General features: G+C 65.1%; 11 protein-coding genes. 10 read left to right on the top strand and 1 reads right to left on the bottom strand.

The genetic code is table 11. The annotated features are described in order from the left end of the window. Positions 1 to 11 precede the first annotated feature (11 nt). The 6 genes from ribD (at position 12) to ABIC76_RS22870 (ending at position 5,367) form a co-directional block, all read left to right on the top strand. Positions 12 to 1,124: a bifunctional diaminohydroxyphosphoribosylaminopyrimidine deaminase/5-amino-6-(5-phosphoribosylamino)uracil reductase RibD gene (gene ribD, locus ABIC76_RS22895; protein WP_316884422.1), complete on the top strand. Its 1,113-nt coding sequence runs from the start codon at positions 12 to 14 to the stop codon at positions 1,122 to 1,124. A gap of 6 nt (positions 1,125 to 1,130) precedes the next feature. After that, positions 1,131 to 1,784, top strand: a complete 654-nt coding sequence (locus tag ABIC76_RS22890) for a riboflavin synthase (RefSeq protein WP_354535350.1) — start codon at positions 1,131 to 1,133, stop codon at positions 1,782 to 1,784. Between the two features lie 128 nt (positions 1,785 to 1,912). After that, positions 1,913 to 3,052, top strand: coding sequence for a bifunctional 3,4-dihydroxy-2-butanone-4-phosphate synthase/GTP cyclohydrolase II (gene ribBA, locus ABIC76_RS22885; protein WP_102064702.1), 1,140 nt, complete (start codon positions 1,913 to 1,915; stop codon positions 3,050 to 3,052). 91 nt (positions 3,053 to 3,143) lie between these two features. Next, complete coding sequence (ribH, locus tag ABIC76_RS22880) at positions 3,144 to 3,644, top strand: 6,7-dimethyl-8-ribityllumazine synthase (protein WP_004629552.1); 501 nt, start codon at positions 3,144 to 3,146, stop codon at positions 3,642 to 3,644. Positions 3,645 to 3,671: 27 nt separating this feature from the next. After that, the gene (nusB, locus tag ABIC76_RS22875) at positions 3,672 to 4,139 is read left to right on the top strand and encodes a transcription antitermination factor NusB (RefSeq protein ID WP_012761449.1); all 468 of its coding nucleotides are present in this window, start codon (positions 3,672 to 3,674) and stop codon (positions 4,137 to 4,139) included. Positions 4,140 to 4,182: 43 nt separating this feature from the next. Continuing rightward, positions 4,183 to 5,367: a pyridoxal phosphate-dependent aminotransferase gene (locus ABIC76_RS22870; protein ID WP_354535349.1), complete on the top strand. Its 1,185-nt coding sequence runs from the start codon at positions 4,183 to 4,185 to the stop codon at positions 5,365 to 5,367. A gap of 79 nt (positions 5,368 to 5,446) precedes the next feature. Here the strand turns inward: ABIC76_RS22870 and ABIC76_RS22865 are convergent, their stop codons facing one another. Continuing rightward, positions 5,447 to 6,634: a lytic transglycosylase domain-containing protein gene (locus tag ABIC76_RS22865; protein ID WP_354535348.1), complete on the bottom strand. Its 1,188-nt coding sequence runs from the start codon at positions 6,632 to 6,634 to the stop codon at positions 5,447 to 5,449. Positions 6,635 to 7,172: 538 nt separating this feature from the next. Between ABIC76_RS22865 and ubiD the strand changes: the two genes are divergently transcribed. The 4 genes from ubiD (at position 7,173) to ABIC76_RS22845 (ending at position 13,304) form a co-directional block, all read left to right on the top strand. After that, complete coding sequence (gene ubiD, locus ABIC76_RS22860; protein WP_354535347.1) at positions 7,173 to 8,684, top strand: 4-hydroxy-3-polyprenylbenzoate decarboxylase; 1,512 nt, start codon at positions 7,173 to 7,175, stop codon at positions 8,682 to 8,684. Between the two features lie 129 nt (positions 8,685 to 8,813). Continuing rightward, positions 8,814 to 10,325 carry an NAD-dependent succinate-semialdehyde dehydrogenase gene (locus tag ABIC76_RS22855; RefSeq protein WP_102064698.1) on the top strand — a complete coding sequence of 504 codons (1,512 nt, stop codon included), beginning with the start codon at positions 8,814 to 8,816 and terminating at the stop codon, positions 10,323 to 10,325. 81 nt (positions 10,326 to 10,406) lie between these two features. Further along, positions 10,407 to 12,461: an acetoacetate--CoA ligase gene (locus ABIC76_RS22850; protein WP_354535346.1), complete on the top strand. Its 2,055-nt coding sequence runs from the start codon at positions 10,407 to 10,409 to the stop codon at positions 12,459 to 12,461. Positions 12,462 to 12,590: 129 nt separating this feature from the next. Beyond that, entirely contained in the window at positions 12,591 to 13,304 is a 714-nt protein-coding gene (locus tag ABIC76_RS22845; protein WP_354535345.1) for a hypothetical protein, read from the top strand. Positions 13,305 to 13,387 lie beyond the last annotated feature (83 nt).

The raw sequence follows: 13,387 nt of genomic DNA, 5'->3' as shown, positions 1-13,387 counted from the left end.
GCTTTACACCCATGTTCTCCGACTTCGACCACGCCATGATGCAGCGCGCCCTGGCGCTGGCCGAGAAGGGTTTGTTTACCACCACGCCGAACCCGCGCGTCGGCTGCGTGATCGTGCGTGACGACACCGTCATCGGCGAGGGCTACACACAACCCGCCGGCCAGGACCACGCTGAAATCCAGGCCATCAAGGATGCGCAGTCTCGCGGCCACGAGGTGCGCGGCGCCACTGCCTATGTGACGCTGGAGCCCTGCAGCCACTTTGGTCGCACCCCACCCTGCGCTGATCGCCTGGTTGAAGCCGGTATTGCGCGCGTGGTGGCGGCCATGGAAGATCCGAACCCCGCCGTTTCCGGACGTGGCTTGCAGAAGCTGCGAGACGCCGGCGTTGACGTGCGCTGCGGCCTCCTGGAACGCGAGGCGCGGGAGCTGAACATCGGTTTCGTCTCGCGCATGACGCGCGGCACGCCGTGGGTGCGCGTGAAGGTCGGCGCATCGCTGGATGGCCGCACCGCGCTGGACAATGGCATCAGCCAGTGGATCACCGAAACCGAAGCCCGCAACGACGGCCACCGCTGGCGCGCGCGTGCCTGCGCCATCCTCACCGGCATCGGCACGGTGCGCGAAGACAACCCGCGACTGACCGTGCGCGCCGTCAATACACCGCGCCAGCCGCGGCGTGTGCTGATCGATTCGGCGCTGGACGTGCCGCTCGATGCGCACATCCTGACTGCAGATGGCCACCACGAGCCGACGCTGATTTTTGCCGCTCACCCCGAAGCCGGCCGCATGCGTGCGTTGAGCGAGCGCGGCGCAGAGGTCATCCTGCTGCCCAACGCAGCCGGAAAGGTCGATCTGGCCGCGGTCCTGCGCGAACTGGGCCGCCGCGAGATCAACGAGCTGCATGTTGAGGCCGGTTTCAAGCTCAACGGCTCGCTGCTGCGCGAAGGGCTCGTTGACGAGGTCCTTGTCTATCTGGCGCCCAAGGTGCTCGGCTCGGGTCAGGGCATGTTCAATATGGGGCCGCTGCAGACGCTGGAAGGCGCGGCCGAATTCTTCTTTCACGATATCTCGCGCATCGGGGGCGACCTCCGCATCCTGGCGCGCCGCAACCCGACGGATTGATTGCTTATGTTTACCGGAATCGTCGCCGCAGTTGGCCGTATTGAAACCGTCTCGCCGCTGGGCGACAACGCCGATGCTGGCGTGCGCCTGTCCATCGACTCCGGCGGCCTGCCGCTCGCGGATGTGGCTTTGGGCGATTCGATCGCCATCCAGGGCGCCTGCATGACGGTCGTCGCCAAAACCGACACCCGTTTCGAGGTCGATGTGTCACGCGAATCGCTCTCCAAGACGGTCGGGCTGGAACACCCGGGCGAGGTGAATCTGGAGAAGGCGCTGCGCCTGGCCGACCACATCGGGGGGCACCTCGTATCGGGTCATGTGGACGGCCTAGGCACGGTCACGCATTTCGCGCCGGTCAACGAATCGCACGAACTGCGGGTGCGGGCGCCGGCAGAGTTGGGCAAATATCTGGCCTACAAGGGCTCCGTGGTGGTCAACGGCGTGTCGCTGACGGTCAATACCGTCCGTGACGATGCCGAGGGCTGCGAGTTCTCGATCAACCTGATCCCGCACACGGTGGCGGTCACCACGCTGAAGCACTTGAAGGCCGGCAGCCAGGTCAACCTGGAGATCGACCTGATCGCCCGCTACGTGGAACGCATGCTGACCCACGCCGCCATTGGCCTGCCCGTGGGCACCCAGCCGCTGGCAGCCGTTTGAACCGCTGGCCCCCACTGGCTTGGGGCCGCCTTGGCGTACAATAGCGGGCTTCCCATTTACGCAGTCGCACGGCCCCCGAAATCATGGATTTACGGGAGTGGGCCGGCGGCGCGCACCCCTGCTACGCCATGTCGATCGCCACAGTCGAAGAAATCATTGCCGAAATCCGCGCCGGCCGGATGGTCATCCTGGTCGACGAGGAAGACCGTGAGAACGAAGGCGACCTGATCCTGGCGAGCGATTTCGTCACGCCAGAAGCCATCAACTTCATGGTCACGCACGCGCGTGGCCTGGTGTGCCTGACGCTCACCGAAGCGCACTGCGACCAGCTCGACCTGCCCATGATGGCGAGCCGCAACGGCACGCAGTTCGGCACCAATTTCACCGTATCGATCGAAGCGGCGGAAGGCGTGACCACCGGTATTTCCGCGGCCGACCGCGCACGCACCATCCAGGTGGCGGCGGCCAAGAACGCCAAACCGTCTGACCTGGTGAATCCGGGCCACATCTTCCCGCTGCGGGCCCAGAAGGGTGGCGTGCTCATGCGCGCCGGCCACACCGAAGCCGGCTGCGACCTGACCGCAATGGCTGGCTTGACGCCCGCCGCCGTGATCTGCGAAATCCTGAAGGACGACGGCACCATGGCGCGCTTGCCGGACCTGGTGGAGTTCGCCAAGAAACATGGCTTGAAGATCGGCACGATTGCCGACTTGATCCAATACCGCAGCCGCACCGAGAGCATCGTCGAGCGGGTCGGCGAGCGCACGATGGAGACGCAGTTCGGCACATTCCATGCCGTTGCCTTCCGCGACCGCGCGGCTGGCCGCGCCCATCTGGCGCTGGTCAAGGGCACGCCGACGCCGGACACCGAAACGCTGGTGCGCGTGCACGAGCCCCTGTCTGTGCTCGACCTGCTGGAGTGCCAGCGCACGACGCACTCTTGGAGCGTCCCTGCCGCCCTGCGCGCCGTGCAGGCCGCCCCGACCGGCGTGGTCGTGCTGCTCAATTGCGGCGATTCGGCGGATCGCCTGTTCACCCAGTTCACCGCACTGGATGCGCCGCACGAGCGCCCGCGCACGAAACCCGATCCGCGCATTTACGGTATCGGCGCGCAGATCCTCAAGGACGTGGGCGTCGGCAAGATGCGTGTGCTCGCCTCGCCGCTCAAGCTGCCAAGCATGGTCGGCTACGATCTGGAAGTGACGGCGTATCAGTCGATGGCAGATGCGCCGGACGTCACTTCGGCTTCGTCCGCCGCCACGCATTGAACTTGGCGCGGTAGCTAAACTGCCGCGCCGGCTTTCTTTTTTTTGACGTTGCCAGATAGACAACCTCAGGCAACCCCAACCGGAATACACCATGGACCACGGCTTCTACCCGACCAATCTCAACGGCGAAGGCCTGCGCATCGGCATCGTCCAGGCGCGTTTCAACGAGCCCGTGTGCGAAGCGCTGCGCGAAGCGTGCGTCGCTGAACTCGAACAACTCGGCGTGGCCGGCGAAGACGTGCTGCTGGTGACTGTGCCGGGCGCGCTGGAAGTCCCGCTGGCCCTGCAGAAGATGGCCGAATCGGGCCAGTTCGACGCGCTGATCGCACTGGGCGCAGTCATCCGCGGCGAGACTTACCACTTCGAGCTGGTGTCCAACGAATCGGGCGCCGGCATCACGCGCGTGGGTCTGGACTTCAACATCGCCATCGCCAACGGCATCCTGACCACCGACACCGACGCACAGGCCCACGCCCGCACCCGCGAAAAGGGTCGCGACTGCGCCCGCACCGCTGTCGAAATGGCCAACCTGACCAACGACCTCGACGGTCTGCAGGATCACGGCCAGGACGACGACGGCGAGAACGAATAAGCGCTTCCTCGCGCAAAGGCTTTTCCCATGACGCAAGACAATTCCCAAGCCAAGACCAAGGCCCCCGCCAAGAGCGCGCGCCGCCGTGCGCGCGAACTGGCGCTGCAGGGCCTGTATCAATGGCTGCTCAATCGCAACGACCCGGGCGTGGTCGAGGCGCATCTGCAGGACGCGCAAGGCTTCAACAAGGCCGACCGCGCGCACTTCGACGCGCTGCTGCACGGTGCGATCCGCGAAGAAACCACGCTGACCGAGGCGTTCACGCCGTACCTGGATCGCCCGGTTGCCGAGCTGTCGCCCGTCGAGCGTGCCGCCCTGCTGGTCGGCGCGTACGAGTTGGTGCACTGCGTGGACATCCCGTACAAGGTCGTGATCAACGAGGCGGTTGAACTGACCAAGACCTTTGGCGGCGTCGAAGGCTACAAGTACGTCAACGGCGTGCTGGACAAGCTGGCTGCGCAAGTGCGCGCTGTCGAGGTCGCTGCCCGCCGGTAATTCGGCGTCTGCGGTTCGCTTTACCTTTTTGCTTCGCTTCAAGATGGACGCCCACCGCCTGCAGACAGCCGCCCGGCTCGCCAATATCCGCGCCTTTCACGTGATGGAGCTGGCCAAGCAGGCCCGCGAACTGGAACTGGCGGGACGCAGCATCATCCACATGGGCATCGGCGAGCCGGACTTCACCGCCGCCGAGCCCGTCGTGCAAGCCGCGGCCGACGCCATGCGGCGCGGCGTCACGCAGTACACCGGGGCCTTGGGCATTCGCCCGCTGCGCCAGGCAATCGCCCGCTACTACCACACCGTTTACGGCCTCGACATCGCTCCCGAGCGCATCATCGTGACGGCGGGCGCGTCGGCAGCATTGCTGCTGGCGTGTGCGGTGCTGGTGGAGATCGGCGGCGAAGTCCTGATGCCCGATCCGAGCTATCCATGCAACCGCCACTTCGTGGCCGCCTTCAATGGCGAGGCGAAGCTGGTGCCGTCGGGGCCGGAAGAACGCTTTCAGTTGACGGCCGCGCAGGTTGAAGCCCACTGGGGTGAGCGCACGCAGGGTGTGCTGCTGGCCTCCCCTTCCAACCCGACGGGCACGTCGATCCTGCCGGATGAGCTGCAGCGTATTGTGCAGACGGTACGCACGCGAGGCGGATTCTCGATCGTCGATGAGATCTACCAAGGCTTGTCATACGATCAGGCCCCGGTCTCCGCACTGTCGTTCGGCGACGATGTCGTTACGATCAACAGCTTTTCGAAGTACTTCAACATGACCGGCTGGCGGCTCGGCTGGCTGGTCGCACCCGCCGAACTGGTGCCGGAGTTCGAGAAGGTCGCGCAGAACCTGTTCATCTGCGCGTCGGCGGTGGCGCAATACGCGGCGCTTGCCTGCTTTGAGCCGGAAGCATTGGCGATCTACGAAGAACGCAAGGCCGAATTCCGGCGCCGCCGTGATTTCATCGTGCCGGCGCTGGAGTCGCTTGGCTTCAAGGTACCCGTCAAGCCGGACGGCGCGTTCTATGTCTACGCCGATTGCCGTGGCGTGAACCACCCGCATGCCGGCAATGCAGATGCCCTCACCCAGTCGATGCTGCATGACGCGGGCGTGGTCCTCGTGCCGGGCCTGGATTTTGGTCCGCACACGGCGCAGCACTACATCCGGCTGTCGTACGCCACGTCGATGGCGCACCTGGAAGAAGCGGTCGCACGGCTCGGTAAGCTCTTCAGCCGGTAAAACACGCTAGGCGTCGCCCAAACAGAAAAGGCCGTCCCGGAGGACGGCCTTTCTTATATAGCGCAGCGAATCAGGTCGATCAGGCTTGGCCCTGCGACTTATTGTCCAGACGCGCCTCTTCCTGTTGACCTGCAGCCGGTTGCTTGTCGGCTGGCTTGGCGGCTTGCGTCTTCACGTCGGCCTGCGTCACGGGGGTTGCCGTTGCAACCGGCTTCACCGGTTCGCGTTCGGACGCCGCCGTCATCGGCGAACGATGACCCGTCGCCACCATGCGCAGACGCGAGCGTTCCTGCAGCACCTTGCCGCCGTAGCCGCCATCACCCTGGGTCACCGCCCCGACATACAGCTTCAGGCCGCCTTCGATCGAACCTGCACGCGCGATGCAATCCTTCAGCACCAGCGCACCGACCTTGATGTTGGCGTACGGGTTGAGCGCGGCACCGACGCCACCCATCACTTCGTACTTGTCCTGGTGGACCTTGGTCATGACCTGCATCAGGCCCTGCGCACCCATGCCGCTTTCAGCGAACGGATTGAAGCTGGACTCGATCGCCATCACGCCCAGGATCAGCAACGGATCAAGGCCGACTTCCTTGCCGGTCTGATATGCAGCCTTCACCAGCTGGCCGGTAGCCGTGGCCGCCACGCGATACTTGCGGGCGATGTATTCCGCCACGGCAGCCTGCTCTCGCGGGGTACCGGCGGTTGCCGACTCACGCGCGTCGCGGACGACTTGCGTGTTCGGAATCTGCGCAGCCAACTCGGCCACGGACGGCACCTTCGAAAGCGTGTCCCAACCTGCGGCCGCGACCGTGCCACCCTGCGCCGCAGCAGGCGCTACAGCTTGAGCGGCACCCGTACCGGCAGACGGCGCTGTCGGTGCAAAAGCCACCGGCTGCACGCCAGCCGCAATCGCGGGCGACGGATTGGCCGAGGCGACACTGGTGTCGACGCCCGGCGTGAAATGCAGCACGCGTTGAGCGACCGTGGCACGCCACTCGCTGTTGAGCGAGAGTGCAACTGCGGCGGCCACCGCCAGCAAGCCGATGCTGTTGAGCACGACATGCCCGCTGCGGAACACCAGCAGTACGCCAGGATGCAACTCATTGCGGGACGCGACGGCGCCCCCTGCGTTCAACTCCATGCGCAGCTTACGAGGCAGCGCAACTTGGCCTGCACGCGCGAGGCGGCGGCCAACCGGGGCGACGAGCCGGCGTTGCAGCGCCGATCCGATCCCGGAAGAATGAAGGGTTTTCCAACCGTTCATACTTACCTCCGTCCGCTGCGCAGATCCGGTAGACGCCTTTCTTTTGCCTGGCGCCGTGCGTTTCGAATCGCAACGGTTTTTAGTAAGGATGCCGCGCTGTTGCAGTCAGCCGGCATCTGTTGGGGGCACTCCCCTAGTGCCCAGAGAAATGCGGGGCGTGTCCTTGGGGAGGTCACGTCCCGCAGCGATGCTGATGTGCTCTGGTGTCGCCCCTCATACGTTTGAGAGCGGGGCGAAGGCATTAGCCGAAAACATGTTGCGTTGCAACAATTACCAGATCGGATTGGATTGTAGGAAGCGCGTTATGCCAAGTCAATCATAAAGAAGTAAGTTTTTATATCCAAAAGTTATGATAAGGCGTCCGTTGTTGGGACTAGCTGACCTGCGATGCGTTCTGTCATCAGGGGGCCATGGGTTTTTGGCCGTACAATCGCGGCCACCCTGCCTACACCAAAAAAATGTCGCCCCGACGGCCATTCGGCGGGCCAGACCCTCCGCGTGATAGGCGATCCACCTTACCTTTGGTTACAAAATCTCCATGCAATACAGGGACTTACGTGACTTTCTCGCCCAGCTCGAGCGCACGGGCGAACTGCGCCGCGTGCGCCAGCCGGTGTCGCCGCGCCTGGAAATGACCGAAGTCTGCGACCGCCTGCTGCGCTCCGAAGGCCCGGCGGTCGTCTTTGAGCAGCCGGTGGACGGCGCACAGAAATACGACATGCCGGTGCTGGCCAACCTGTTTGGCACCACGCGTCGCGTTGCGCTGGGTATGGGTGCGGAGTCGCTCGATGAACTGCGGGACGTCGGTCGCCTGCTCTCGGCGTTGAAGGAGCCCGAACCGCCGCGCGGCCTGCGTGAAGCCGGCAAGCTGTGGACGATGGCCAAGGCCGTGTGGGATATGGCACCGCGCAAGGTGTCGTCGCCGGCGTGCCAGGAGATCGTGTGGGAAGGGAATGACGTTGACCTCTCGCGCATTCCCGTACAGACGTGCTGGCCCGGCGATGCGGCGCCGCTCGTCACATGGGGGCTGGTCATCACGCGCGGGCCGCACAAGAAGCGGCAGAACCTGGGTATCTACCGGCAGCAGGTCATCAGTCGCAACCAAGTCATCATGCGTTGGTTGGCGCACCGGGGCGGCGCGCTGGATTTCCGGGAGCACGCCATCGCGAATCCGGGCCAGCCGTTTCCGATTGCGGTGGCGCTGGGCGCCGACCCGGCCACTATTCTCGGCGCGGTGACCCCGGTGCCGGATACGCTATCTGAGTACCAGTTTGCCGGCCTGCTGCGCGGCAGCCGGACCGAGCTTGCGACCTGTCTGACGCCTTCGCTGGCGCAGGCACAACTGCAGGTGCCGGCCGGCGCCGAGATCATCCTCGAAGGCCACATCCAGCCGGACCCAACGCACCCGAGCGGCTACCAGCACGCGCTCGAAGGCCCCTTCGGCGATCACACCGGCTATTACAACGAGCAGGACTGGTTCCCCGTGTTCACGGTCGAGCGCATCACGATGCGCCGCAACCCGATCTATCACTCCACGTATACAGGCAAGCCGCCCGATGAGCCGGCCGTGCTGGGCGTGGCGCTCAATGAAGTGTTCGTGCCGCTGCTGCAGAAGCAGTTTCCGGAGATTGCCGATTTCTACCTGCCGCCCGAAGGCTGCAGCTATCGCATGGCGCTGGTCAGCATGAAGAAGCAATACGCCGGCCACGCCAAGCGCGTGATGTTTGGCGTGTGGAGCTTCCTGCGGCAGTTCATGTATACGAAGTTCATCGTGGTGGTGGACGACGACGTGAACCTGCGCGACTGGAAGGAAGTGATCTGGGCAATCACCACGCGCGTGGATCCGGCGCGTGACACGGTCATGGTCGAGAACACGCCGATCGACTACCTCGATTTTGCGTCTCCGGTGTCGGGCCTCGGCTCGAAGATGGGGATCGATGCCACCAACAAATGGCCCGGCGAAACCACGCGCGAATGGGGCCAGCCCATCGTCATGGATACCGCGGTCAAAGCCCGCGTCGACGCCATGTGGGACACGCTCTTCCAATAACCACAAGGCTTGGCGGCCTGGCCTGCGAGCGAACGATCGTTCGGTTATTCTTAGCGAGTTAAGCGACTGCTGCATCTAAAAGGCGGGCCCTCTTTGTCTACTGGGCCCGCCTTCCTTATGGAGAACGCCATGGCCGAAGCACTCGACGCATCCCGCACCGCCGCCAACGCGCTGGAGCGCATCACAGACCGCACCCTCGTCAAAACGCAGTCCTATGTCGACGGGGCCTGGGTGGGCGCGGCAGACGGCGCGACCTTTCCCGTCTACGACCCTGCCACCAACGCACACCTGACCGATGTCGCCAATCTCGGGCACGCAGAAACGCTGCGCGCCATCGACGCAGCCAATGCGGCGTGGCCCGCGTGGCGCGAGCTGACCGGCAAGGAGCGGGCCGGCCTGATGCGCCGCTGGTTCGACCTGCTGATCGCCAACGCCGACGACCTCGCCGCGCTGATGACCGCTGAACAAGGCAAGCCGCTGGCCGAAGCCAAGGGCGAAATCGTCTACGGCGCGTCGTTCATCGAATGGTTTGCCGAAGAGGCCAAGCGCGTCTCCGGCGACGTGATGGCCAGCACCTGGCGCGACAAGCGCATGGTCGTGTTGAAGCAGCCGGTGGGCGTGTGCGCGTCCATCACGCCGTGGAACTTCCCGCTGGCGATGATCACCCGCAAGGTTGCACCGGCCATGGCGGCAGGCTGCACCATCGTTATCAAGCCGGCCGAGCAAACGCCGCTGTCCGCGCTCGCGATGGCCGAACTGGCGCACCGCGCGGGCATTCCGAAGGGCGTCGTCAACGTCGTGACGGGTGACGCGGATCGCTCGATCGCCATCGGCAAGGCCTTGTGCGAATCGCCGATCGTGCGGCATCTGTCGTTCACGGGGTCGACGCCGGTCGGCCGCATCCTGATGCAGCAGTGCTCGCCGACGGTGAAGAAGGTGGCGCTGGAACTGGGCGGCCATGCGCCGTTCATCGTGTTCGACGATGCGGACATCGATGCCGCCGTGGAGGGCGCGGTGCAGTCGAAGTACCGCAACGCCGGCCAGACGTGCGTGTGTACGAACCGCTTCTACGTACATGCATCGGTGTACGACACGTTTGTCGAGAAGCTCTCGGCCAAGGTCAAGGGCATCAAGGTCGGCAACGGCTTCGAGTCGGGCGTGGTGCAAGGCCCGCTGATCGACGACCAGGCCGTGGAGAAAGTGCAGCGCCACATTGACGACGCGACGCAGAAAGGCGCGCGCCTGACCGCCGGCGGCAAGCTGATGCAGGGCTTCGGTTCGCAGCGTTTTGTCGAGCCCACGGTGCTGGCCGACGCCACGCCCGACATGCTGATCGCACGCGAAGAAACCTTCGGCCCGGTCTCGGCCATCTTCAAGTTCCAGGACGAAGCGGAAGTCGTGCGCCTGGCCAACGACACGGAATTTGGCCTGGCTTCGTACTTCTTCAGCCGCGACATCGGCCGCATCTGGCGCGTGGCCGAGCAGCTCGAATACGGCATGGTCGGCATCAACACGGGGCTGATCTCGAACGAGGTGGCGCCGTTTGGCGGCATCAAGCAATCGGGCCTGGGCCGCGAAGGTTCGGTCTACGGCATCGACGAATATCTCGAACTCAAGTATCTGTGCATGGGCGGTATCTGAAACGCCATTCCCCCCTTGGCCGACCTGCCACATCGATAGAGCGGGCGGCCTTCCCCCTTGCCTGACCGGCGGAGGAGACACATGAGCACCATCCAGGAAGGCGCCCTGCTGTGGACGCCATCGGCCGAGTTCATCGCGCGCGCGCGCCTGACGCATTACCTCGACTGGCTTGCGCGCGAACGCGGGCTGCGCTTCTCGGCCACCACGCCCGAGGGCTACGCGCAACTGTGGGAGTGGTCCACCACCGAGCTGGACGCGTTCTGGACGTCCGTCTGGGACTACCTCGACCTGCGCGCCTCGACGCCCTTCACGCAGATGCTGGGCGACCGCACCATGCCGGGCGCGCAATGGCTGGTCGGCGCCAAGCTGAACTACGTCGATCAGGTCATGCGTCATGTGGAGGAAGGCGGCAGCCCCGACCGCACCGCCATCCGCTACGCCAGCGAGACCAAACCGCTGGCCGACCTGTCATGGCGCGAACTGCGCCAACGCGTTGCCTCGCTGGCGGATGCGCTGCGCAAGATGGGCGTGGTGCCGGGCGACCGCGTTGCAGCCTATCTGTCGAACACGCCGGACGCGATCGTCGCATTTCTCGCCACGGCCAGCGTCGGGGCCATCTGGTCCGTCTGCGCGCCCGACATGGGCCAGGTGGCCGTGACCGACCGCTTCCGGCAGATCGAACCCAAAGTGCTGATCGCGGTGGACGGCTATCACTACGGCGGCCGCGCGTTCGACCGCACCGACGTGGTCGCAGAGATGGTCGCCGCGCTGCCAACCGTCGAACATCTCGTCGTCGTGCCGCAGTTGCTCGGCGAGGTCAACCGCGCGCGTTTCCTGCAAGCCTGCGACTGGCGCGACCTCACAGCGAACGACGTACCACTCGTCGTCACGCCCGTCGCCGCGGACCACCCGCTGTGGATTCTTTATTCGTCCGGCACCACCGGCATGCCCAAGCCGATCGTGCACGGCCACGGCGGCTTGCTGCTCGTGCAGACGATGATGGGCGCACTGCATCTCGACCTCGGCCCCGACGACGTCTACCACTGGTACAGCAGCACCGGCTGGGTCATGTGGAATTCGCAGGCGAGCGGCCTGCTCGGCGGCGTCACCCTCGCCATCTACGACGGCAACCCCGGCACGCCCGATCTCAATACGCTGTGGCGTTTCGCGCAGGATGCGGGCGTGACGTTCTTTGGCGCCGGCGCGGCGTTCTTCGCCAATTGCCTGAAGGCCGGCATCGAGCCCGGTCGCGATTTCGACCTGTCGAAGCTGCGTGCGGTCGGCTCGACCGGCTCGCCGCTCTCCGCCGAGGCCTACGACTGGATCTACCGCCACGTCAAAGCCGACGTCTGGCTCAATCCGATTTCGGGCGGCACGGACTTCGCAGGCTGCTTCGTAGGCGGCGTCGCCACACTGCCCGTCTATGCGGGTGAGATGCAATGCCGCAACCTCGGCTCGCGCGTGGAAGCATTGGACGAGGCTGGCCAGCCGCTGATCGACGCGGTGGGCGAGCTGGTGTGCACCGCGCCCATTCCGTCGATGCCGCTCTTCTTCTGGGGCGATACCGACGGCAGCCGCTACCGCGACAGCTACTTCGACATGTACCCGGGCCAGTGGCGCCACGGCGACTGGATCAAGATCACTCCGCGCGGCGGCGCCATCATCTACGGCCGGTCCGACGCGACCATCAATCGCCACGGCATCCGCATGGGCACCGCCGAGCTGTACCGCGTGGTCGAAGATCTGCCGGAAGTGCTCGACAGCCTTGTCGTCGATCTGGAATTCCTTGGCCGGGAATCGTTCATGCCGCTGTTCGTCGTGCTGCGCGAAGGCGTGACGCTCGACGACACGCTGCGCAACACGATCAATGCACGCATCAAGGCAGGCCTGTCGGCCCGGCATGTGCCTAACGTGGTCGTACAGGCGCCCGGCGTGCCGCGCACGCTGTCGGGCAAGAAGATGGAAGTGCCCATCAAGAAACTGCTGCTTGGCGCCCCAGTCGAGCGCGTCGCGAACCCTGATGCGATGGCCAATCCGGACGTGCTGGCGTGGTATGCGAACTACGCCGGGTCGCTGGTTCGACAAGGCGGCACGCACGGCGAGACCGCGCCGGCATTGGAATCGTGGCGGAGCTAGACCGATCGTTCGTCCCGCGTTTCACAATCTCCGCCAATCGAACGATGGCAGGGCTCGGATGTGATGACTAACGTGCAGCTTGCACCGGCACATCAAGATGCCGGGCGAGTTGCTTAACGGGGAGTCACCATGCTTGTAACGACGAACGTCCTGATCAAGACGGAGGACGGCCGCGAAGCCTTGGCCCAGCGCCGCCACGACATGCAGATGCGCCAGCGTCATCTGCTGATCCTCATTGACGGTGCCCGCACGGTCGGGCAACTGCATCAACTGCTGAGCGACTGGTCGGACCTCGACGAACTGCTGCTGGGGCTGCAACGGGCCGGCATGGTCGACGTGCTTCCGGGCATCTCGCATGAAAGCGCTGCCGGTGTCGCTCCCTTCGACCCCATCGCACACTTCAACCGTCCCTTGCTCGACGATGACAGCGACAGCGTCCCTGCCGCCCTATCGCTCATCTACGACGAACTGCCGCCGCTGACGGGCATGACGCTCGGCCTGCAAACGGCCGCGGCGCCCATCGACGAGCCAGCGGCCAATGACGCCACCCTGCCGCAGGCGGCGCCCGTCCAGGCGTCTTCCGCCCCGCAGCCGGCCGTGCCGCCGGAGTTGGCCGATGTGTTGCCCAACGTGGTCAAGGTCGAGTTGATGCGGTTGGCGGTGCAGCACTTTGGCTCGGCTGCCGGCGCCGCCATGCCGCTGTTGCGTGCCTGCAAGGAAGATCCGCAATCGCTGTGCGACGTGGTTGCCGCGTGCGCCAAGGCCGCGGCCCCGACGGCCGGCGAACGCGCCGCCGCGAAGTTCGTGGATGCTGCCATGCAGGCGATGGCGCTGCGGCGTTAGGCGACGGCACCGATGTAACCATGGCCTGCTTCCGGACAGTGCAGAGCGCGCTGCCCGGGTTCAAAACGAAGTCACCCAGGTCG

It is taken from the genome of Ralstonia sp. 1138 (assembly GCF_040544795.1).
Lineage (GTDB): Bacteria > Pseudomonadota > Gammaproteobacteria > Burkholderiales > Burkholderiaceae > Ralstonia > Ralstonia flatus.
Note: the sequence above shows the minus strand (reverse complement) of the source record. Positions and strands in the feature narration are given on the sequence as shown.